Below are 20,995 nucleotides of genomic sequence, written 5' to 3'. Positions count from 1 at the left end.
CTTTTTTAGGAGATGAGGAGTATGAGAACAACCGATGCTGCTCCGCGGATACGACTTGTTCATTTTATAATTCTATTGATGCTTGTATCTATTTCGATCATTTCTATCATTCAAATAGCTGCTTCGTTTAAGGCGGAACGAGATTCCTTGTATGAAACGGCACTAGAGCTTAATTATGAAAGCGCCAAAAAAATGAGCGTGACTATGAACTCCCTTTTCAAAGCGATGGAGAGAAGTTTGAAAGTGACCTCTGAACACCTGGAGAAGAGTATGCAAACACCAGATTCTATTCAAGCCCAATTGGATTTGGTAACGGGGAGCAGCAATTACTTTAATTCACAAATGGTCAGTGACGCCAATGGGAATGTCTTAGCCATTTCCCCTGTTTCGGTAGGGCTCACTAGCAAGAAGCTGACATCGAAAGCCATATTAGATGCGATTGAGCAGCGAAAGGCTGCGATCTCAGCACCTTTTGAATCTGTAACGAATAGGCTTATTGTATTAATGACAAATCCCATATTTAATTCCTCAGGTCAGTATTTGGGTTCATTAGGAGGCGCTATTTATTTACGAGAAAACAATGTGTTAAATGATATATTCGGTTCCAACAGCTACTCTCCATCAGGTTCATATATCTATGTTGTTGATGGGGCTGGAAATCTTATTTATCATCCAGATCACAATCGGTTAGGTGAGAATGTAAGTGCCAATCCAGTGGTAGCCAAGCTCATTAATGGACATAGCGGTAAGGAGAAAGTCGTGAATACCTTGGGAGTGCCGATGCTTGCTGGATATTCTTATGTCTCTGCTAACGGGTGGGGAATCGTTGTGCAATCGCCGCTGGAAGAGATAAATGAAAAATCGATGCGTTTGATTCAAAATGCCATTCTGTATTCATTACCCTTTCTCCTGCTAATACTTATACTAACAGCATGGTTGGCTAAGAAGCTGACTCTTCCCTTTGCTCGATTGGCTGCGACCGCCTATAAAATCTTGAATGGCAAGCAAGTCGCAGATCTGCCAAAGGTAAGAACGAATACGTATGAAGCTTATCATTTGTACAAAACCATGTTAATCACGATCGATGCTTTGCAGAAGAAAGCGAATCAATATGAACTGGAAGCTCAAACGGATAATTTAACGGGTCTTGCCAACAGAAGGAGCATGGAAACACAAATGCTCGATTGGCTGGAAGAAGGCACGGATTTTTCTCTCATTGTACTGGATATTGATCATTTCAAAGTGATTAATGATACACACGGGCATCTTGCAGGAGATAAAGTTCTGAAATATTTAGGAAAGCTTTTGCTTGCAATGGCAAGTGAGAACGAGTACTACTTCCGGTTTGGCGGAGAGGAATTCATTGTTCTAATGACCCATATGACGAAAGAGGATGCGTATCTATATGCAGAGAAAATCCGTAATAAGTTGGAAATGACGATAAGCCCAGTAGGTCAACCCATCACGGTGTCTCTGGGAGTGTCCTCTTTCCCAACAGACGGAGTGACGGCACATGAAGTGCTAGAACATGCGGATCAAGCGCTCTATTTTGCCAAAGGAAAAGGGCGGAATTGTACCGTTGTTTACGATCCTAAGTATACATAGTCAGGGACCTTAGTTCACCCGCAAGAATTTGCGGAACGAGCTAAGGTCTTTTTCTAATGAAACAGCATTTCTTGTATTGACAGTGATTGGAAGATAGCTTATAGTTATGAAAATATTTAATTCCGAGTTAATTGATTGGAATAATGTACATGACTATTTTTTCTCATCTGGAGGGGCACTACGATGAATATTGAGAATATAGAAGCGTTCGTGTATGTCATCCACTATGGCAGCTTTAACAAGGCATCGGAAGTATTATTCCTTTCCCAGCCTTCAGTAACAGCTAGAATTCAATCGTTAGAACGGGAACTGGATTGTCAACTCTTCGATCGAATTGGCAAGCAAGTTCATTTAACGGATGATGGCAGGAAGTTTCTCCCTTACGCGCAACAATTACTGCAAACCTTCCAGAAGAGTAAAACCCATCTTAAGCAGAAAAAGGCGCTGCCTAATGAGCTGCGAATCGGCTGTACGGTATCTGTATCTAATTACATGATGCCAGCAATCATCCCCAAGCTGAAGCATAAATACCCGGAAATCAATTTTAAACTAACGACCGGAATAACGGATGATCTCGTCAACAAGGTTCTGAACCGAGATGTGGATATCAGCTTTGTGCGGGGAATCACCCATCCAAGTATTTTGTCAGCGAAATTTTATGAAGATCCTATTCGACTCTATGTTTATGAAGGGCATCCCTTTATTGGAAAAGAAAACTTAACGATCCAAGATATCGGATGTCAGGCTCTTATTTTCTTTGAGTGCGGCTCGCTAGATTGGATGCGAATTCACCGTGTATTTGATAGTTTGAAGGAGTCGCCCAACATCCAGATTCAGACGGATAACTCCGAAACAGCCAAGAAGCTGGTTCTACAGCGTGCAGGTATCGCTTTCTTGCCTGGGCTTAGCGTCAGTCAGGAAGTTAAGGACAACAAGCTATTTCCAATCGACTTTCCAGAGACAGCAGGCATTGCTTTACAGACGAACTTGATTACGTTAAATGGGGAGAATACGTTATTCTTCAACAGTATTTTGGATATTTGCAAAGGGTTTTGGGGCCGAGCGAAAGGGTAATATCAGATTCTTATATATGCTTATAGAAAAACTCTATTATCCAGTTGTGAAACTTGATGATAAATTAATGCTATGTTAATTCATACAAAACAAATAGGAATTATGAGCTTAATATTTTGTAACCGAAAAATGGAGGGTATACACAGATGAGAAAATTAACAATCCTTGGAACAACACTAACTTTGGCTTTGGTAGCAGCAGGCTGCGGGGCGAAAAATACAGAAACAATCGCATCACCAAAGGCAGCCGCTGAAGGTACGAAGGCTGCTGCAGCTACAGCTTCTGCAGCGGAGCCTGTCAAAGTGAAGAAGATCATTGTTGGAACAGGCACCAAATTTCCGAACGTAGCTTTCCTAGATAAAGACGGTAAGCTTACCGGTTATGATATTGAGCTTGTCAAAGAACTGGATAATCGGCTTCCTGATTACGAATTTGAATTCAAAACGATGGACTTCGCTAACCTGCTTCTTAGCTTGGAAACGAACAAAGTTGACTTTGTTGCCCATGAAATCGAGAAAAACAAAGAAAGAGAGCAAAAATACCTTTTCAACAACGAGCCCTATGCCTACTGGAAAACAAAAGTTATCGTGGCTAAAGACAATACCAACATTAAATCGATTGATGACTTGAAAGGTAAAAAAGCGTTAACGACAGCGACTAGTGCCGAAGCAACGCTATTAGAAAATTATAATAAAACAAACGATAACGCGATCAAAATTGTTTATCAAAGCGGTGCTGCCAACGATTTGGTTAGTCAGCTTACAACAGGACGTGCGGACGGATCATTAGGAGCGGATTTCTTGCTTCCGCTCGTCGACCCGCAAAGTAAATTAAAAGCAGTGGGACCGATTATTGAAGAAGCTGAGGTTCGCTTCCTCTTCCGTAAAAATGATAAAGACGGGCAAGATCTTGCGGATAAAATCGACGTGGCGTTAAAGGCTGTGAAGGCAGATGGAACGCTTTCCAAACTTAGCATTCAATGGCTAGGCGGAGACTATACGAAGAAAGATTAATAAAGCTTTGAGTAAGAACGGTACAGAAAGGTGAGATCGTCCGAATGGAACAACAATTTGAAATCACCTATGTCTTCGATTTTTTACCCAAATTAGTCTCTTATCTGCATATCACATTGTTTATTGTAGCTAGTTCTATGCTGCTGGGTGTGCTAATCGGATTCCTCATAGCGCTGCCAAGGCTGTATGAGGTTCCCGTGTTAAGAAGGATATCCCAAATCTATGTGTCATTTTTCCGGGGGACACCGATCCTCATACAGTTGTTCCTCATCTATTATGGTCTTCCCGAGATATTGAAGCTCATTAACGTCGACGTCTCTAAAGCCCCCGTCCTGACTTTCGTCATTCTGACTTTTGGCCTGCATGGCGGTGCTTATATCTCTGAAGTCATTCGGGCAGCCGTGAAAGCCGTGGATCGAGGGCAAATGGAGGCTGCCTATGCGATTGGTATGACAGGTTACCAAGCTTTTACACGTATCATCATGCCACAAGCGCTTGCTATATCGATACCGAACTTTGCGAATCTGCTTATCGCCAATTTGAAGGATACTTCGCTAGCGTTTTCGTTAGGCGCGATGGAATTGATGGGGAAAGCCCAGACACTTGGAGCGGCAACACAGCATTTTATTGAAACTTACATTTGTTTATCGCTCATCTACTTTGTCATTTGTTACGGGCTGGAGAAGTTGTTCTTGGATATCGAAAAAAGACTGCTGCGGCATGAACAAGCCATTGTTCAACGTGAATCAAAGTCTACATTTAAGCGGTTATTTAAGACACCTTGGGCTGCATCCGCTCAAACGGATAAAGGAGGGTATCAACCATGAAGCTCGATCTAGGTTTTATCGGTTCCGCCTTTATTCAGCTGCTCTCTGCTTTGCCCATTACGCTGCTAATTACGTTTGTATCGGTTTTTTTCGGATTTCTGATTGGATCGGCCGTGGCGATCATCCGAATATACCGCGTACCTGTTATCCATTACATCGCAAGCGGCTATGTGACGTTCATCCGAGGAACACCGATGCTGATGCACTTGCTGCTCATTTATTTCGGATTACCAGTGATTATTGATTTTTTGGCAACAGCCATCGGTTGGAGCTTCCGGTCGACTTCTATTCCAATGATCGGTTTCGCCTTTCTTTCCTTCTCGATTACAGCAGGAGCCTATTTGGCTGAAGTAGTAAGATCAGGCATTCTAGCCGTGAATAAGGGGCAAATCGAAGCTGCCTATTCCATCGGCATGACAACACCGCAAGCGTTAAGGCGCATCGTGCTTCCTCAGGCATTAGCTGTTAGCTTGCCTAACTTATCCAATTCGTTCATTGGAATGCTTCACGGTTCTACACTGGCTTTCACGGTATCCGTTGTTGAAATTAACGCCAAAGCGCAAATCGTTGCTACGACAAATTGGAAATTTTTTGAATCTTATATTGCCGCGGCATTCTTGTTCTGGGGAGTAACGATTCTGATTGAGAAGATAACGGAGCTGCTTGAGAAACGGATAAATATTTATAACCGAGGTGGTGTACGATGATCAAAATGGCAAATATCACCAAAGCATTCGGCAAGCATGAGGTGCTGAAAGGTATCAATTTGACGGTGAAAAAAGGAGAAGTCGTCTGCATCCTTGGTCCAAGCGGTTCAGGCAAAACGACGCTGCTTCGCTGCATCAATTACTTGGAGAAGCCGAACCAAGGTGAGGTAACAATTGGGGATTTCACCATCAATTGCAAGCGCCCGAGTAAACAGGATATTCACACACTGCGCAAGAAAACGGCGATGGTATTTCAACATTACAATTTATTTAAACATAAAACGGTGCTGGAAAATGTGATGGAAGGCCTTGTCATTGTACAGAAGCAATCCAAGGATACTGCACGGCAAACGAGTATTCAAATGCTGGAAAAAGTGGGGCTGGGCAGTAAGCTGGACGCTTATCCAAGCCAATTGTCAGGCGGACAGCAGCAGAGAGTAGGTATTGCTCGTGCGCTGGCTCTTAATCCAGAAGTAATTTTGTTCGATGAACCAACCTCTGCTCTTGATCCTGAGTTAGTCGGTGAGGTGCTCGAGGTAATTCAGAAAATCGCCAAAGAAGGCATTACGATGATCGTCGTTACGCACGAAATGGGCTTTGCTCGTGAAGTTTCGAATCATGTTGTTTTTATGGATCAAGGTGTGATTGTGGAAGAAGGAAGGCCTCAGGATATTTTTAGCGATGCGAAGGAAGAACGTACGAGACAATTTCTGAAACGAATTACGCCGGAGTATACGTTTAACATTTAAATTTATAGCGAATACGGAGTGGATGACATGGGGATCAAACTTAGTATTTTGGATCAAAGCGTTATTTTCCCGGGGGAGAATGCGGAAGCCGCTTTGCAGCATACAATAGAGCTTGTGCAATTAGCGGAAAAGCTGGATTATCATCGCTTTTGGGTATCGGAGCATCACGATTCCGATCAATTGGCCGGTTCTTCACCCGAGGTGCTAATCTCTCATTTATTAGCGAAAACAGAGCGCATTCGCATTGGCTCTGGCGGCATCATGCTGCAGCACTACAGCCCGTACAAAGTAGCCGAAAACTTTAATGTCCTTGCAACATTAGCACCTGGAAGAGTAGATCTCGGTATCGGAAGGGCGCCAGGCGGGCTTCCTCGTTCTACGAAAGCTCTGCAGCAGGGCATCACAGAGCCAGCTGCTTTATCGGAGAAGCTGAAGGAACTCAAACAATTTGTTCATAATCGATTGGATGCTGATCATCCGCTTACAGGACTTCGGGTATCTCCGATTCCGACACAACCAGCGGATATCTATCTGCTTGGCGCCACTGCGGCCAGTGCAGAATTAGCTGCTGAATTAGGGCTTCCCTATGTATTTGCCCAATTCATTAATGGTGATCATGCTGTGGCAGCTGCTGCTTTTGAAGCGTATCACAATGGATTTAATCGAGAACATGGCGGACAGCCGAAGGCGATCCTGGCACTGTCCTTAATTGTAGCTGACACAGAAGAAGAGGCCAAAGTGCTGGCTGGCGAGTATAAGAATGTCAAAATTCATTTGGAAAACGGTAAAACACTGACGGTTGGAACGCTTGAACAGGCCGAGGAGTATGGACGGCAAACACAAGCTAAATTCACCGTAGAAGAGAAGGAAGCGGAGATAACGAAAGGGACCAAAGAATCCGTCCGCCAAAAGCTGCTGGACATCCAGCAAACGTATGGGGTAAATGAGTTTATTGTTACCACGTCGGTGAAAGATTTCGCCAAGCGTTTGCGGTCATTTGAATTGCTTAGTGAGGCGTTCTCGGAGCTGCTTGTGTAGCTAAAAAGCCATACGTTTTTTTGAGGGGGAATAAGCATGAGCGAAGTGCTGTCGGAACAATTACCGTTGGCATTTGAGCAGAAGCTGATCGCGATTCGGCGCCATCTGCATCAAAATCCGGAATTATCGAACGAAGAAGTTCGAACCACTGCATCGATCCGAGGCTGGCTGCAGGAAGCGGGGATCCGAGTGGCTAACTTTCCGCTGAAAACAGGTCTTGTCGCGGAGGTTGGTGGTCTGCACGAAGGCCCCATTATTGCGCTGCGAGCCGATATTGATGCTTTGCCTGTCCAGGAAGCTACTGGACTGGCTTATGCCTCATTGGTTCCGGGCACCATGCATGCTTGCGGACATGATTTTCATACCGCAGCCATTCTGGGCGCCGCTTTCTTATTAAAGCAGCAAGAGAAAGAGCTGCAGGGCACGGTTCGCTTCATTTTCCAACCGGCAGAGGAGAAAGCGCAAGGAGCGGAGCAGGTCATCAGGAGCGGAGCATTAGAGGGGGTTCGTGCGGTATTTGGGATGCACAATAAACCTGATCTTCCAGTGGGCACAATCGGCATTAAACCGGGACCCCTTATGGCATCTGCTGATGGGTTCGTTGTTGAAATCGAGGGAAAGGGTACACATGCTGCGGTGCCTGAAGCGGGGGTAGATCCCATTGTAACCGGCGCACATATCGTCACAGCACTCCAAACGATTGTAAGCCGTAATGTGAGTGCGCTGCAAAGCGCTGTGATAAGCGTCACCAAGATACACAGTGGAACCGCTTGGAATGTCATTCCAGATAAAGCTGTCTTAGATGGAACGGTGAGGACATTTGATGAGAAGGTTCGAGCCACGGTTTTGAGCAGGTTCGATCAGGTGGTTCATGGTGTAGCGGCTGCTTTTGGGACGAAGGCATCAGTACGATGGATCAAGGGTCCACCAGCCGTGCAGAACGATGCGGGTTTAGCGGAATTAGCAACACGAGCTGCGGATTTTGCAGGCTTGAAAGTCATCGTGCCTACACCATCTCTAGCAGGGGAAGACTTTGCTTTCTATCAGAAGAAGGTGCCAGGTATCTTCTTATTCATGGGCACATCGGGTACGCAGGAGTGGCATCATCCCGCTTTTGATCTCGATGAGCGCGCGCTGCCAATCAGTGCCAACTACTTTGCCATATTAGCGGAGCAAGCTCTTAAGCAAATATGCTCCAAATTCGAAGTGGAGGTTTCAGGATGAGCCAACTTGTAATCGATATTGGGCCTTATTTAGATACGAATAAACAGTTGAGAACAGCGATTGAAGGTCTTACGGAAGAGCAGTTGAAATGGAAGGAGAACGCGGATAAATGGAGTGTGACGGAAGTTCTATCTCATTTGACCGATCACAACATCGTTGTTTCCTTTCGTATCCGCGAGATCATTTCTGGATCCACGGTCCCACTGCCTGCCTTTGGGCAAGATGCTTGGGTAAGTAGTGCCAAGGCGAATGAAGGCGCAGCTATAGATATTTTGGACGCTTTCCAAGCGTTGTTGACCTATAACAGTCTATTATTGCGAAGATTATCCCCACAAGACTGGGAGAAAACGGGAGTTAACTTCAAAGGACAGACGTTAGCATTGACGGATGTCGTTCAATCTTTTACCGCACATGTGCAGGTGCATCTAGCCCAAATAGAGCGGATTAAACAAGCTAATCAAGCAACGGATCTTTCATGATATAAAGCCGACTAAACCTATATGTGATAGAAAGAGGTGTGGGGGATATGAGTACAAATAGGATTCGGATTCGTGAAGCTCGTACGGAAGACCGTGAGGTGATTAGGCAGCTTCTTATTGATGCCTACAGTCAATACGAAGCAGTTCTTCCACCCGAAGGATGGCAGCAGTACAAAGACAACATTCTTGCCTCCGTAGATGGCGACGCTCCTTCTGCACGACTAATTGCGGAAATCAATGGGGAAATCGTGGGCAGCTCCCTCTTGTTCCTATCTTCTCAGGTTGCCTATGGGCTTCCTGAATTGGATATCCATACGCCGATTATTCGCTTATTGGCTGTTTCACCGCAAGCTAGAGGCAAGGGAATCGCAACGGAGCTCATTAAAGAAAGCGCCAGACGAGCGCTGGAATTGGGGGCATCTACGCTGCATCTGCACACTTCCGATATGATGGAATCTGCCGTGAAGCTTTATGAGCGTTTAGGCTTCGAACGGGCATTTGATAAGGATATTCTAAAAGGCGAAAACGTAGTAAAAAGCTACCGTCTGCAGCTCAAAGAAACAGCGATTCTTCAATAATTATCATAAGGACGTGATGACGATGTCAAAACAAAAGCAATTGAAGCTTGGAGCTATCATTCATGGTGTCGGTGGAAACATATCAGGATGGCGCCATCCTGAGGCGATTACAGATGCCAGCGTCAATTTTGGCTTTTATAAACAGCAAGCCCAGAAAGCTGAGACCGGTAAATTTGATCTGGTTTTCATTGCGGACGGTCTGTATATTACCGAGAAATCCATCCCTCACTTTTTGAATCGGTTTGAACCGATTACGATTCTTTCGGCGCTGGCTGCTGTCACGTCCAACATCGGACTCGTTGGTACACTTTCAACTTCCTACAGCGAGCCATTTACAGTGTCCAGACAATTCGGATCGATTGATCTGATTAGTGATGGGCGTGCAGGCTGGAACATCGTGACTTCACCTCTAGAGGGATCGGCTAGAAATTATAGCAAAGACCAACACCCCACACATCCTGAACGATATCGAATCGCGAATGAATTCTTGGAAGTAGCGCGTGGACTTTGGGATTCCTGGGAAGACGATGCCTTTGTCCGGGATAAAGAAAGCGGCGTATTCTTTGATCCGAGCAAACTGCATACGTTGAACCACAAAGGGGAGTTTTTCTCTGTACAGGGTCCACTCAATATTGCGCGTTCGAAGCAAGGTCAGCCAGTTATCTTCCAGGCAGGGGCTTCTGAGGATGGTCGGGCTTTCGCGGCTAAAGTCGCTGATGCCATATTTGCCGGACACGAAACGATTGAGGAAGCTAAGGCTTATTATCAGGATATAAAAAGCAGAGCAGTAGCTTATGGCCGTTCAGCCGAAGATCTCGTTATTCTTCCTGGGATTAGCCCGATTATCGGACGCACAGAAGAAGAAGCGGAAAGCAAGTATCAAGAAATTGCTAATTTAGTTACGATTGATAAAGCATTGGATTTTCTGGGGCGCTTCTTTGAGCACCACGATTTCTCTCAATATCCACTTGATGAACCGTTTCCTGATCTCGGTGATTTCGGCAGCAACAGTTTCCGCAGCGGAACTGATAAAATCAAGCAAATAGCGAAAGAGAAAAACCTCACTTTGAGACAAGTGGCGCTTAGCGTTGCTACTCCGCGCAATGAGTTCACAGGAACAGCTGAACAAGTAGCGGATCGTGTCGAACTCTGGTTCAAAGAAGAAGCGGCAGACGGCTTTATTATTGCTGCAGCTCTTCCCAAAGGATTGGACGATTTCGTCGATCTCGTTGTGCCAATCCTGCAAGAGCGCGGTATTTACCGGAAAGAGTATGAATCTGACACACTGCGGGGAAACCTAGGCGTACCGATTCCTGCAAATCGTTACACGAAGGTAGAGGCTACTATCTAGAAATCAGTTAGTTGTACTCATTTCCATTTTATTTACTTAGTCTTTAACCGCCCGTTTTGGGCGGTTTTATGGCGTTTAGGTTGAATTATTTTCCAAAGCAGCTCCGAAATTCCAAAATTTGAAAACAAATGTGTAATCGTATAAACTGTGAACATAGACTATTGTGGAGAAAAATGTAGCCTATAGTCAAAATGTGTTACTAAATCTTATAGGTGGTGCTGAAATGAGTACATTTAAATCATGGTTTTCAAATGCAAAAACAGGCTTATCCGATCAAGTCAAAAAATTTCAAAACAAAGATTTTCTGGATGCCGTTGTAGCGGGTTGTGCGATTGTAGCGGCAGCTGACGGCAGTATTGGTAATTCAGAAAAGGAAAAGATGATTGGTTACATCAGCCGTAGCGAAGAGCTTAAAGTATTTGATGTCAGTAATGTCATCGCTCGCTTCAATCACTTTGCTGGCAACTTTGAGTTCTCAAACATTGTAGGCAAGCAAGAGGCGCTTAAAGTTATTTCCAAGTTTAACAATAAGCCGGAAGTTGGACGAATTATCATTGCGGTATGCTGCGCAATTGGTGCTGCAGACGGAGATTTTGATGATCAAGAGAAGAAGGTTGTCAAAGATATTTGTACAGCGCTGAACCTCAATCCTAGCGAATTTAGTCTGTGATCGTCGGTTTACAAAACATTTAATCGGAAAAATGAAACGTGTTCGAACTTCATCCGTATCAAATGAAAGAGTGTACGAATACAGGATATGAAGGGAGGTGACCTCGTTGACAATTAGTTTGGTCAAAGGTCAAAAGATTGATTTAACAAAAGGTAATGCGGGTCTTTCCAAAGTTGTAGTTGGACTAGGTTGGGATCCTGCAGTTGTGGAGAAGAAAGGTTTCTTCGGATCCAAAAAAACAGCAGTTGAAATTGATTGCGACGCTTCCGTCATCTTACTAGATGAGAATGGGAAATTGACGAAAGAGAAAAATGTTGTTTTCTTCGCAAACTTGCAAAGCCCTGACGGTTCAGTGGTTCACTCCGGTGATAACCGCACGGGGGAAGGCGATGGCGATGATGAGCAAGTATCTGTTAATTTAGGACAAGTTCCTGCGGATGTGAGTAAAATCGTTTTCGTTGTTAATATCTACGACTGCGTCAATAGAAAACAAGATTTCGGTCTCGTTCAATCCGCCTATATCCGGTTAGTGAATGATTCGAATAACCAAGAATTGATTAAATTTAATCTGACCGAAGATTATTCAGGTAAAACATCTCTTATTGTTGGTGAACTTTACCGTCATAGCGGCGAATGGAAATTCAACGCCATTGGTGAAGGCAGCACGGATACAACGGTTGGACAATTAGTTAAACGCTATCAATAATAGCAACACCAAATCCCCTTATAAAGCGAGGTTATATTCAATGGCAATTTCACTATCCAAAGGTCAAAAAGTCGATTTAACAAAATCAAACCCAGGTCTAACTAAAGTTGTTGTTGGTCTAGGTTGGGACACGAACAAATATGATGGCGGTAAAGACTTCGATCTAGACGCTTCCATTTTCGCTGTTAATGCTTCTGGTAAAGTAGGATCTGAATCGGATTTCATCTTCTACAACAACCCGAAGAATGCGAATGGTTCAATCGTACATAACGGCGACAACCGTACAGGTGCTGGCGATGGCGATGATGAGCAAGTAAGTGTTGATCTAAGTGCAGTTCCAGCTGAAACTGAGAAAATTGCTTTCTGCATCACAATTCATGATGCTGAAGCAAGAGCGCAAAACTTTGGACAAGTTTCCAATGCTTACGTTCGTATTCTTAACGAAGGTTCAGGCGCAGAATTGATCCGTTTTGATCTTGGAGAAGACTTCTCCATTGAAACAGGCGTAGTCATCGGTGAATTGTACCGTAACAACGGCGAGTGGAAATTCAGCGCAATCGGTAGCGGCTACAAAGACGGTCTTGCAGGATTAGCTCGCGATTACGGTTTACAAACTTCCTAAGATTTTTATTATCATGCTTACGATGCTAGTTTTCTTGCGAAAACTCTAAGGTTATGCTTACGATGCCAGTTTTCTTGCGAAAACTCTGAGGAGATGCAGCAATGACAATCAGCTTGTCAAAAGGTCAAAGAATTGACTTAACCAAGACGAACCCTGGCCTCAGCAAGGCTATCATCGGATTAGGTTGGGATACGAACAAATATAGTGGTGGGCATTCATTCGATTTGGATGCATCAGCCTTTTTGCTTCATGCTGAAGGTAAAGCCAAAGGGCTAGAGGACTTCATTTTTTACAACAACTTGGTTGGTGTTAATGGTTGTGTCCAGCATACCGGCGATAATCGTACAGGTGATGGCGATGGGGATGACGAGCAAATCAAAGTTGATTTCTCCAAAATCCCTGCACATATTCACCGAGTAGGAATAGCTGTCACGATTCATGATGGAGCGAACCGCAACCAAAATTTCGGACAAGTATCGAATGCGTTCGTTCGGCTTGTTGATGAGGTAACGAATCGGGAGATTTTACGTTATGACTTGGGTGAGGATTTTTCTGTAGAAACGGCTGTAGTCATTTGTGAATTGTACCGAGACAGCCAAGGCCAAGAATGGAAGTTCCAAGCTGTTGGAAGTGGTTTTCAAGGTGGTCTTCAAGCCCTTTGTAAAAACTACGGACTTGATGCCCAGTAAATTCAGAACAGGTGGGGTGGTGCAAGTAAGGCATCACCCTTCAATTATTGAGTACGGAAGGGACAGCCCTTATGCATATATCTCTTGTAAAAGGCCAAAAGACGGATGTTACAAAAACAAATCCGGGACTCTCACAGATTGGTATTGGACTCGGATGGAACTCTCCTGCGAACATAGATCTGGATACTTCAGCATTCTTGCTAGGCGCTAATGGGAAGGTAGATAATGACGAACAGTTGGTATTCTACAACAACCCTACCAAAAGCGGTGTGAATTTCATCGATCAACCCTCTCAAGGAACCGATAAGAAGCAATTTTCTATTCAATTTCTGGGCGTTCCAGCCAATGTTGAGAAAGTTGCTATCACACTAACCATTCATGAGGGTGAGAAGTTAAAGCAGCAATTCAGCCAAGTGACACAAGCTTATTTACGGATTTTTCATCCTAGCACAGGGCAAGATATGTTGCGATATGAATTAGGAAATCAATTCTCCGTTGAGACAGCTATTGTTGTAGGGGAACTATATAGATACGGCACAGAATGGAAATTCAGTGCGATTGGATCTGGCTTTTCCGGTGGGCTGAAAGCGCTGTGTGGTAATTTCGGAATCGAGGTTAAGGATGAACCTACACCTAACCCTGTACCTAATCCGACACCGACACCTCCCCCAGTTTCAACTCCGGCGCAAGCGAGTAAACCTCCTCTTATCCCTCCGGCTCCAATTAATCTGAATAAGATTGAATTGAAGAAGAAGGGCGATCGCATTAGTCTTGAGAAGAAGACAACAGGCAATCTAGGGGAAATTGTTATTAATTTAAACTGGAATCAGAAGAAGAAACCTGGTGGATTTTTTGGGAAAAGCAAAGGTATCGATCTGGATCTGGCTTGTTTATATGAATTAAAGAACGGTGAGAAGGGCGTTATTCAAGCGCTTGGCAACCGATTTGGTTCACTTCATAGAGAGCCGTATATTGCCCTAGACGGTGATGATCGTACGGGCTCGGTAACAACAGGAGAGAACATTCGAATTAATGGGAATAAGCTCTCTGAATTTGACCGCATTCTAATTTTCACTTTCATTTACGAAGGTGCAACCACTTGGTCTGAAGCAGATGGCGTAGTGTCCATCAAACAAGATGGCGGACCTGACATCGAAGTGAAATTGAACGAACATGATAATCGTCACGGCATGTGTGCCATTGCATTAATTCGTAACCAAAATAATGAAACATTTAGCATTGAAAGGCTTGTTCAATATTTCTCCGGTCATAAGGCGCTAGATGAAGCCTTTGGATGGGGAATGAGATGGGTTGCAGGAAATAAGTAAATAATTAGCGAAAAATACAGGAGGGTCAAGGCATGTCAGATTTTTTTCAAAGTTTTATCAACAACTTCCTTAACTTTTTCAATTGGGAAGTGCTTTCAACAACACTTTCAGATCCGGTTAGCTGGGGAATTATCGGGACACTAGTTATCTTAGAGGGGCTTTTATCCGCTGATAACGCATTGGTACTGGCAGTAATGGTAAAGCATTTACCGAAGGAGCAGCAGAAAAAAGCTTTATTCTACGGACTCCTAGGTGCCTACATCTTCAGGTTCATAGCTATTGGAGTAGGTACGTTCCTTGTTCAAATTACTTGGATTAAAGTGCTCGGCGGTGCCTATCTCCTTTGGATTGCCATCAGTAATCTTTTCTTCAAGAAGAAGGAAGAGGAAGGGGAGGTTAAGAATAAAGGACTTTCCTTCTGGCGAACTGTTCTTGCTGTAGAAGTCATGGATATTGCTTTTAGTGTCGATAGCGTACTTGCTGCCTTTGGCGTAAGTGACAAGGTTTGGGTATTGTTCCTTGGAGGCATCATAGGTGTACTTATGATGAGAGGCGTGGCGCAAGTCTTCTTAAAGCTCATTGACAAGATTCCAGAGTTGGAGAAAGCAGCCTTCATCCTTATTATCATCATTGGTCTTAAGATGATTGCAGGCGCATTCGGTGTCCATATTTCACATGTTCTTTTCTTCTCAACCCTTATTGTCATATTTGGAGGCACGATAGTTCTTAGCTTGCTTCGCAAAAAGGACAAGCAGGAATCAGCTAACTAATAATACCGACTTATACATTGACAATCCCTCCTTTACGGGGGGATTGTTTCTTAAACGAAAGAGGGAGGAATCGGGAATGAGATATTTTAATTATTTAACAGCGGATGAAGAGAAAGCTCTATTTTATTTACCTCCGACTTCCTTCCATAATCATTCGCGCAAAGAAATCCTTGCTTATTCCATTGGTGCTGCTCTTTATATGCCGGCTACACGTACCACGTTCGCAGAAGATATCGCTTTTGGTAAAATTGAAGGTCTAGTTTCAGTAATTCTTGATTTGGAAGATGCCGTTGGTGAAAATGAGGTTCATGCCGCGGAAGAATCCTTGGTGAATCAAATGAATAAACTAGCCACCTTCATTGAAGTCGGAATTCTTCATACGGATAATCTTCCGCTTTTATTCGTACGAGTAAGAAGTGTGAATCAGTTAAATTATTTGATCGAAAGATTAGAAGAAAATGTAGCCCTTTTAACGGGATTTGTATTCCCGAAATTTACCGCAGACAATGGTGAGGCTTATTTTCAAATACTAGAAAATTATAATGATGAGAGACCGCCTTCCGCACCCATGCTATATGGTCTGCCAATTCTAGAGTCCGGACCTGTGATTTATAAGGAAAGCCGTACTCATACGCTTCAAACGATAAAGGAGATCCTAGAGCAATATAAGAATTTAGTCCTCAATGTAAGAATTGGCGCCACGGATTTCTCCAGCTTATTTGGTTTGAGACGCAGCCCAGACATGACCATTTATGACATAACGCCGATTAGAGACTGTGTAGCTGACATTATTAATATTTTTGGACGTGTTGATGCCTCTTACGTTATTTCTGGACCTGTATGGGAATATTTTCCTCAAAAGGGTTTAGTTCGCGAAGTGATTATGGATAAAGAGAACGGCATGATTGGCAAGACGATTATTCATCCTACTCATATTAAACCCGTTCAATCGCTATACGCGGTGACCCATGAAGAGTATATGGATGCTACAAGCATTATTACGAACAATAATGGGGATCATGGCGTTATTAAGAGCGCATATGCCAATAAAATGAATGAAATCAAACCTCATTTAAGCTGGGCCAGACGTATTCTTTTACGATCACAAATTTATGGGGTGCTGCATGAAGAACAACAATATGACGGATTATTGCTCAAGCATAATCGAGCATACGTATAAGATCGCAGGTGATTTAGAGCTTCAAGTGACATTGACCTCTAATCCTTTTGAGATTCCTCTCGACTCTCTGTTCGCCATGGCGGCAAGAATCAATAAGAAACGATCGTTTCTGTTTGTTAGCAAAGTGCTGGGTAAACATATCCCTGTGAACCCATATTCCTCCTTATTAAGCGGGGCTTCATTAGCACTACTTTTACAACAAGCCTTAAAAGGTTCTATGCCGCAGCAATTAATCCCTCAAGCCATTCAAGGCATTATAGATCCTTCTCAGGCTGAGGCGGCCTATAAAGAAATTATGTCCTATCGATTAAGTTTACCGCAATCTGTTGCTTTTATAGGGTTTGCTGAAACGGCTACAGCCATCGGACATGCCGTGTATGAAACCTTTGGTCAGGGTTGCAGCTATATTCATACCACGCGTGAAGTGATCGAAGGTTCGGCATCCATCATTAATTTCAGTGAGGAGCATTCCCACGCTGTAGCTCATTATTGTTATGCGAAGGATCCTAAGATGCTTACGCATCCTGAGATTGTTGTCCTTGTAGATGATGAAATTACGACAGGTAAGACATCTTTGAACATTATTCGAGATATGCAGGGGAAATTTCCGAAGAAAACCTATTATATCCTTGCTCTGCTTGATTGGAGAACCCCAGAGGATCAGCAGCAGTTTCTGAAGCTAGAGCTCGAGCTAGGAATCTCCATCCACGTGCTTTCCTTAGTCAAAGGTGAGGTAAAAGTAACGGGTTCATCAGAAAGTTTAACTCCTCAAGTTCCTGTCCTTCCTATTCCAAATCAAATGGGACCCATTCACTTCACGTATATAGATCATCTATTCGCTCATGCTCCTTACGTGAGCCAACATCCATATTTACAGCAGAGCGGAAGATTTGGTCTTACTCCGGAGGAAAGCGAACTATCCAGTCATTCGATATCTCAAGCCGCCAAGAAGTTGAAACTTACTCGCATAGGTAAGAAGACGTTGTGCGTAGGCACAGGTGAGTTTATGTATATCCCCATGCGAATTGCCGCAGAAATGGGAGAGGGTGTGTCTTACCAATCGACGACGAGGAGTCCAATTCATACCATTGATACAGAGGATTATGCAGTCAAGGTAGGCTATCCGTACTCATCTCCAGAGGATCCCGAAGTTACTCATTTCCTATACAACGTTCCGGTAGGCATGTATGACGATCTCTATGTATTCATGGAACGAGAAGCTGATCCAGCTTCAATGCATCCATTGCTCCAAATTCTTCAAACGAGAGGGCTGAAAAGGATTCATATTGTATTTTTCTCTCCTCAAACGGTTGAATGGAAGGAGAATGCAGTATGGAAGATTGGCGAGCTAGACCAATAGAGGAGCCTAGGCACTTGGGAAGCTATCCAGCTTCTGATGTGACATTCCTTCTTAAGGATTTGAGCGAGGTTAAGCTGGAAAAGTCGATGGATGCGAGAGAGCTAGCCATTCAATCGGGTACTCATTATTCAGAAATGCTACCGCAGGAGCATCTACCAACGTCCGATTATTTAAAATTGTACCGAGAGACGCTGCAGATGTCAGCCAAGAAGGTAGCATTAGCCGTCGGTACTACGGCAGAGCTTATTCGAAATAAGAAAGGACCGAATACGGTGCTGGTCTCTCTTGCGAGAGCGGGCACACCGGTCGGTATTTTAATAAGACGTTACCTGCAAGAGGTGCATCAGTTGGACTTGCCTCATTACAGCATCTCGATTATTCGAGGTAAAGGGATTGACGAGAACGCTCTGTTTTATATCCTGCAAAAGCATCCAGACACGAAGCTTCAATTCGTCGACGGGTGGACCGGCAAGGGAGCAATCCGTAAAGTGCTTATAGAGGCTTGCAGCAAGCTGGAACGAGATTACGGGATCAAGCTGGACGATGATCTTGCTGTACTTGCTGATCCTGGCCATTGCACGGATATGTTTGGAACGAGGGAAGACTTCTTGATTCCGAGTGCATGCTTGAATGCGGTGGTATCCGGTTTAATGAGTCGAACGGTGCTGCGCGAGGATCTCATTGGGCCATATGACTTTCATGGTTCCAAATATTATAAAGAGTGGTTGGACCAAGATCTCTCCAATCATTTTATTGCGGAGATTGTACCCTTTTTTGGAGAGGTCGTGAAAGAAGCAGAGCATAGTGCTCGTGAATTACCCCAGCATCCTCCGACAATTTCATGGAAGGGTTTGCGAGATATTCAGGCGATTCAGAACGAATATCAGATTGCGGATATCAACTTGATCAAGCCCGGTGTTGGAGAAACGACCCGTGTGCTGCTCCGTAGAGTGCCATGGCGGATATTAGTAGACCGTTTAGATAACCCGAATATACGCCATATTCTCCTTTTAGCTGAAGCTAGGGAAGTACCAATAGAAGTGTACCCAGGTCTCACTTATTCCTGTTGTGGTATTATTAAATCCGTAAAAGGAGATGCCGAATGATATTTGCAAGCGATTTAGATCAAACGTTAATCTATTCACAGCCTTTAGAGCGTGCCGAAGAATTAGGCGATCGCATTATTACAGCAGAGCTCATTGACGGTAAAGTGAGATCGTATATGTCCACAAGTTCCTACCAGCTGCTTCAAAAGTTGATGACGGAGCTCATTTTCATCCCTGTTACGACACGAACCATGCAGCAGTACAATCGTATACATTTAATTAGTCAAATGTTAAAGCCCACCTATGCCGTTACGAGCAACGGCGGGAATATTCTGATAGATGGACATCCCGACCTGGAATGGCAAGCCTCTGTAGTTGCTCGCGTTAGTGAATCAAGTGACCATGTGCAGGATGTCAGGATACTGCTAGATCGTGTCCTTAGTTCGGAATGGGTCATCAGTTCCAGCTATTGCGACGAGCTATTTTTTTCCCATATCATTGACCGGGCAAAGCTGCCGCTGGAAGAAATTACCCAGATGAGTGCAGAACTTCAGCTTATGGGTTGGAGCACTTCCATTCAAGGAAGAAAGGTCTATGTCGTTCCCCAAGCCGTTAATAAAAGAGACGCCGTTCAGCATCTCAAGCAATTAACAGGGGAGAGCCAAGTTGTGGCATCTGGTGATTCCCTTTTGGATCGGATCTTGATTGATTTCTCTGATTTCTCTATCGCTCCTAGGCACGGAGAATTATTTCGACAAGAGCAGCTTCAATCGACAGGGAATTATTTATTTACCGAGGAATCCGGGATTTTCGCTACGGACGAAATACTTAAGTATGTTGAATCCGTAAACATAGAACAAACGAATCTATTTGTCATTAAGGAGTCCTCATGAAAAAAGTATGGTTTAACCGTTGGTTTTCAGTAGCCTTTCATTATATGAATAGCATTCGCAATAATGAGGATGGCGTCCAATTCAAAATGTACGCTACACATCCGGACCGTACTCACATGGCTCTACAGGCGGCTGATTTCGCGGATACCGAGCCTGTTTTAGGTGATGATGATTATGTGGAGTTTGCCCTAGATTTTTGCAAAAAGCACGGCATTGATGTATTCATTCCCAGATTGCATATGTATGCAATTGCGAAGCATATTGATTTGTTCGAAAAAGTAGGAACGAAAGTAACGGTTTGTCGTGACCTTGAGCTATTAGAGAACTTGCTGGAGAAGCAAAAGTTTTATGAATCCATTAGGGAAAGGAACATTATTTCAATCCCTGATTATCATGTGGTCAATACAGCAGATGAATTTATGACAGCCTACGAGGCGCTCGTTAGTGCAGGTCATCAGGTTTGTATGAAGCCAACGAATGCTGAAGGTGGTATGGGCTTCAGAATCATCAGCAATGGGCGGGATACATTAAGTGACCTGTTCGGTACAGTTACTCCATATCTCTCTACGGAACAGGTATACAAGACCTTATCATCCGTAGATCGTTTCGAGGACTTGATGGTGATGGAACTATTAAACGGCTTTGAGTACAGTATCGATTGCTTAGCATCGGCTTCTGGGGAATTACTTACCGCTGTACCGCGTCGCAAAGCGGATGGAAGGCTAAGGCTGCTTGAGGAAGTGCCTGAGCTAATTGAAATTGCACATCAGGTTGCTGCCACCTACAAGATCCCGTTTAACTACAACATTCAAGTGAAGTACAATCAGGGAGTGCCTAAATTACTTGAGATTAATCCGAGAATGTCTGGCGGGTTGCATGTGACTTGTCTATCAGGTATTAATTTCCCTTATTTAGCAGTGAAATCAATTTTGGGTGGGCATGTGGACAACCAAAAGCCTATTTATGGCATTCTGGCCAGTCATATTGAGAAATACGTTATTATGAATTTGGGCGAATAAAAGAGACCGTGCATCATATCTTTGAATAAGATGAACAAATCTGTCAAAGAAGGTGCAAAGGATGATA

At 43.9% G+C, this 20,995-nt stretch carries 22 protein-coding genes; all 22 read left to right on the top strand.

The window, feature by feature from the left end; genetic code table 11:
* Nucleotides 1-21: 21 nt before the first annotated feature.
* The 22 genes from ASG85_RS20180 to ASG85_RS20075 all read left to right on the top strand — a co-directional run bounded on the left by ASG85_RS20180 (nt 22) and on the right by ASG85_RS20075 (nt 20,928).
* Nucleotides 22-1,605, top strand: coding sequence for a sensor domain-containing diguanylate cyclase (locus tag ASG85_RS20180; protein WP_060647590.1), 1,584 nt, complete (start codon nt 22-24; stop codon nt 1,603-1,605).
* Nucleotides 1,606-1,788: 183 nt separating this feature from the next.
* Nucleotides 1,789-2,679 carry a LysR family transcriptional regulator gene (locus tag ASG85_RS20175; protein ID WP_060647589.1) on the top strand — a complete coding sequence of 297 codons (891 nt, stop codon included), beginning with the start codon at nt 1,789-1,791 and terminating at the stop codon, nt 2,677-2,679.
* Nucleotides 2,680-2,825: 146 nt separating this feature from the next.
* The gene (locus ASG85_RS20170) at nt 2,826-3,692 is read left to right on the top strand and encodes a transporter substrate-binding domain-containing protein (RefSeq protein ID WP_060647588.1); all 867 of its coding nucleotides are present in this window, start codon (nt 2,826-2,828) and stop codon (nt 3,690-3,692) included.
* 44 nt (nt 3,693-3,736) lie between these two features.
* On the top strand, nt 3,737-4,519 hold the full coding sequence (locus ASG85_RS20165) for an amino acid ABC transporter permease (protein ID WP_060647587.1): 783 nt from the start codon (nt 3,737-3,739) through the stop codon (nt 4,517-4,519).
* Nucleotides 4,516-5,226, top strand: a complete 711-nt coding sequence (locus ASG85_RS20160) for an amino acid ABC transporter permease (RefSeq protein WP_060647586.1) — start codon at nt 4,516-4,518, stop codon at nt 5,224-5,226. Before ASG85_RS20165 ends, ASG85_RS20160 begins: the two co-directional genes overlap by 4 nt.
* Nucleotides 5,223-5,975, top strand: coding sequence for an amino acid ABC transporter ATP-binding protein (locus tag ASG85_RS20155; RefSeq protein ID WP_047679607.1), 753 nt, complete (start codon nt 5,223-5,225; stop codon nt 5,973-5,975). Before ASG85_RS20160 ends, ASG85_RS20155 begins: the two co-directional genes overlap by 4 nt.
* A gap of 27 nt (nt 5,976-6,002) precedes the next feature.
* On the top strand, nt 6,003-7,013 hold the full coding sequence (locus tag ASG85_RS20150) for an LLM class flavin-dependent oxidoreductase (RefSeq protein WP_060647585.1): 1,011 nt from the start codon (nt 6,003-6,005) through the stop codon (nt 7,011-7,013).
* A 36-nt stretch (nt 7,014-7,049) separates the two neighbouring features.
* Nucleotides 7,050-8,237: a M20 peptidase aminoacylase family protein gene (locus tag ASG85_RS20145; protein WP_060647584.1), complete on the top strand. Its 1,188-nt coding sequence runs from the start codon at nt 7,050-7,052 to the stop codon at nt 8,235-8,237.
* Nucleotides 8,234-8,716 carry a DinB family protein gene (locus ASG85_RS20140; protein ID WP_060647583.1) on the top strand — a complete coding sequence of 161 codons (483 nt, stop codon included), beginning with the start codon at nt 8,234-8,236 and terminating at the stop codon, nt 8,714-8,716. Before ASG85_RS20145 ends, ASG85_RS20140 begins: the two co-directional genes overlap by 4 nt.
* Nucleotides 8,717-8,763: 47 nt before the next feature.
* Nucleotides 8,764-9,294, top strand: coding sequence for a GNAT family N-acetyltransferase (locus ASG85_RS20135; protein ID WP_060647582.1), 531 nt, complete (start codon nt 8,764-8,766; stop codon nt 9,292-9,294).
* A gap of 22 nt (nt 9,295-9,316) precedes the next feature.
* Complete coding sequence (locus ASG85_RS20130) at nt 9,317-10,645, top strand: LLM class flavin-dependent oxidoreductase (protein WP_060647581.1); 1,329 nt, start codon at nt 9,317-9,319, stop codon at nt 10,643-10,645.
* A gap of 223 nt (nt 10,646-10,868) precedes the next feature.
* Entirely contained in the window at nt 10,869-11,315 is a 447-nt protein-coding gene (locus ASG85_RS20125) for a tellurite resistance TerB family protein (protein ID WP_057307631.1), read from the top strand.
* A gap of 106 nt (nt 11,316-11,421) precedes the next feature.
* Nucleotides 11,422-12,021 carry a TerD family protein gene (locus tag ASG85_RS20120; protein WP_057307630.1) on the top strand — a complete coding sequence of 200 codons (600 nt, stop codon included), beginning with the start codon at nt 11,422-11,424 and terminating at the stop codon, nt 12,019-12,021.
* A 40-nt stretch (nt 12,022-12,061) separates the two neighbouring features.
* Nucleotides 12,062-12,643 (top strand): TerD family protein, encoded by a 582-nt coding sequence (locus ASG85_RS20115; RefSeq protein ID WP_057307629.1) that lies wholly within the window; start codon nt 12,062-12,064, stop codon nt 12,641-12,643.
* 101 nt (nt 12,644-12,744) lie between these two features.
* A complete protein-coding gene (locus tag ASG85_RS20110) occupies nt 12,745-13,332 on the top strand; it encodes a TerD family protein (RefSeq protein WP_057307628.1) in 588 nt (195 codons plus the stop codon).
* A 71-nt stretch (nt 13,333-13,403) separates the two neighbouring features.
* Nucleotides 13,404-14,660: a TerD family protein gene (locus ASG85_RS20105; RefSeq protein WP_060647580.1), complete on the top strand. Its 1,257-nt coding sequence runs from the start codon at nt 13,404-13,406 to the stop codon at nt 14,658-14,660.
* 32 nt (nt 14,661-14,692) lie between these two features.
* Complete coding sequence (locus tag ASG85_RS20100; RefSeq protein WP_057307626.1) at nt 14,693-15,430, top strand: TerC family protein; 738 nt, start codon at nt 14,693-14,695, stop codon at nt 15,428-15,430.
* A 76-nt stretch (nt 15,431-15,506) separates the two neighbouring features.
* Nucleotides 15,507-16,610 (top strand): HpcH/HpaI aldolase/citrate lyase family protein, encoded by a 1,104-nt coding sequence (locus ASG85_RS20095; protein ID WP_082588161.1) that lies wholly within the window; start codon nt 15,507-15,509, stop codon nt 16,608-16,610.
* Nucleotides 16,555-17,970, top strand: coding sequence for a phosphoribosyltransferase family protein (locus ASG85_RS20090; RefSeq protein WP_235550184.1), 1,416 nt, complete (start codon nt 16,555-16,557; stop codon nt 17,968-17,970). The genes ASG85_RS20095 and ASG85_RS20090 overlap by 56 nt, the downstream gene beginning before the upstream one ends.
* The gene (locus ASG85_RS20085; RefSeq protein WP_235550183.1) at nt 17,943-19,076 is read left to right on the top strand and encodes a cysteine protease StiP family protein; all 1,134 of its coding nucleotides are present in this window, start codon (nt 17,943-17,945) and stop codon (nt 19,074-19,076) included. The genes ASG85_RS20090 and ASG85_RS20085 overlap by 28 nt, the downstream gene beginning before the upstream one ends.
* Complete coding sequence (locus ASG85_RS20080; protein ID WP_060647578.1) at nt 19,073-19,909, top strand: HAD family hydrolase; 837 nt, start codon at nt 19,073-19,075, stop codon at nt 19,907-19,909. Before ASG85_RS20085 ends, ASG85_RS20080 begins: the two co-directional genes overlap by 4 nt.
* Nucleotides 19,906-20,928: an ATP-grasp domain-containing protein gene (locus ASG85_RS20075; RefSeq protein ID WP_060647577.1), complete on the top strand. Its 1,023-nt coding sequence runs from the start codon at nt 19,906-19,908 to the stop codon at nt 20,926-20,928. Before ASG85_RS20080 ends, ASG85_RS20075 begins: the two co-directional genes overlap by 4 nt.
* The last annotated feature ends 67 nt before the right edge of the window (nt 20,929-20,995 follow it).

Source organism: Paenibacillus sp. Soil724D2 (assembly GCF_001427935.1).
In the GTDB taxonomy this organism is placed as follows: Bacteria; Bacillota; Bacilli; order Paenibacillales; family NBRC-103111; genus Paenibacillus_E.
Note: the sequence above shows the minus strand (reverse complement) of the source record. Positions and strands in the feature narration are given on the sequence as shown.

Excerpts from the sequence above, each read along its gene's own strand:
- ASG85_RS20155 (WP_047679607.1), top strand. The coding sequence starts at position 5,223 with ATGATCAAAATGGCAAATATCACCAAAGCATTCGGCAAGCATGAGGTG.
- ASG85_RS20145 (WP_060647584.1), top strand. The coding sequence starts at position 7,050 with ATGAGCGAAGTGCTGTCGGAACAATTACCGTTGGCATTTGAGCAGAAG.
- ASG85_RS20080 (WP_060647578.1), top strand. The coding sequence starts at position 19,073 with ATGATATTTGCAAGCGATTTAGATCAAACGTTAATCTATTCACAGCCT.
- ASG85_RS20175 (WP_060647589.1), top strand. The coding sequence starts at position 1,789 with ATGAATATTGAGAATATAGAAGCGTTCGTGTATGTCATCCACTATGGC.
- ASG85_RS20170 (WP_060647588.1), top strand. The coding sequence starts at position 2,826 with ATGAGAAAATTAACAATCCTTGGAACAACACTAACTTTGGCTTTGGTA.
- ASG85_RS20150 (WP_060647585.1), top strand. The coding sequence starts at position 6,003 with ATGGGGATCAAACTTAGTATTTTGGATCAAAGCGTTATTTTCCCGGGG.
- ASG85_RS20160 (WP_060647586.1), top strand. The coding sequence starts at position 4,516 with ATGAAGCTCGATCTAGGTTTTATCGGTTCCGCCTTTATTCAGCTGCTC.
- ASG85_RS20130 (WP_060647581.1), top strand. The coding sequence starts at position 9,317 with ATGTCAAAACAAAAGCAATTGAAGCTTGGAGCTATCATTCATGGTGTC.
- ASG85_RS20090 (WP_235550184.1), top strand. The coding sequence starts at position 16,555 with ATGAAGAACAACAATATGACGGATTATTGCTCAAGCATAATCGAGCAT.
- ASG85_RS20100 (WP_057307626.1), top strand. The coding sequence starts at position 14,693 with ATGTCAGATTTTTTTCAAAGTTTTATCAACAACTTCCTTAACTTTTTC.
- ASG85_RS20075 (WP_060647577.1), top strand. The coding sequence starts at position 19,906 with ATGAAAAAAGTATGGTTTAACCGTTGGTTTTCAGTAGCCTTTCATTAT.
- ASG85_RS20110 (WP_057307628.1), top strand. The coding sequence starts at position 12,745 with ATGACAATCAGCTTGTCAAAAGGTCAAAGAATTGACTTAACCAAGACG.
- ASG85_RS20165 (WP_060647587.1), top strand. The coding sequence starts at position 3,737 with ATGGAACAACAATTTGAAATCACCTATGTCTTCGATTTTTTACCCAAA.
- ASG85_RS20115 (WP_057307629.1), top strand. The coding sequence starts at position 12,062 with ATGGCAATTTCACTATCCAAAGGTCAAAAAGTCGATTTAACAAAATCA.
- ASG85_RS20095 (WP_082588161.1), top strand. The coding sequence starts at position 15,507 with ATGAGATATTTTAATTATTTAACAGCGGATGAAGAGAAAGCTCTATTT.
- ASG85_RS20085 (WP_235550183.1), top strand. The coding sequence starts at position 17,943 with ATGGAAGATTGGCGAGCTAGACCAATAGAGGAGCCTAGGCACTTGGGA.
- ASG85_RS20180 (WP_060647590.1), top strand. The coding sequence starts at position 22 with ATGAGAACAACCGATGCTGCTCCGCGGATACGACTTGTTCATTTTATA.
- ASG85_RS20140 (WP_060647583.1), top strand. The coding sequence starts at position 8,234 with ATGAGCCAACTTGTAATCGATATTGGGCCTTATTTAGATACGAATAAA.
- ASG85_RS20135 (WP_060647582.1), top strand. The coding sequence starts at position 8,764 with ATGAGTACAAATAGGATTCGGATTCGTGAAGCTCGTACGGAAGACCGT.
- ASG85_RS20125 (WP_057307631.1), top strand. The coding sequence starts at position 10,869 with ATGAGTACATTTAAATCATGGTTTTCAAATGCAAAAACAGGCTTATCC.
- ASG85_RS20105 (WP_060647580.1), top strand. The coding sequence starts at position 13,404 with ATGCATATATCTCTTGTAAAAGGCCAAAAGACGGATGTTACAAAAACA.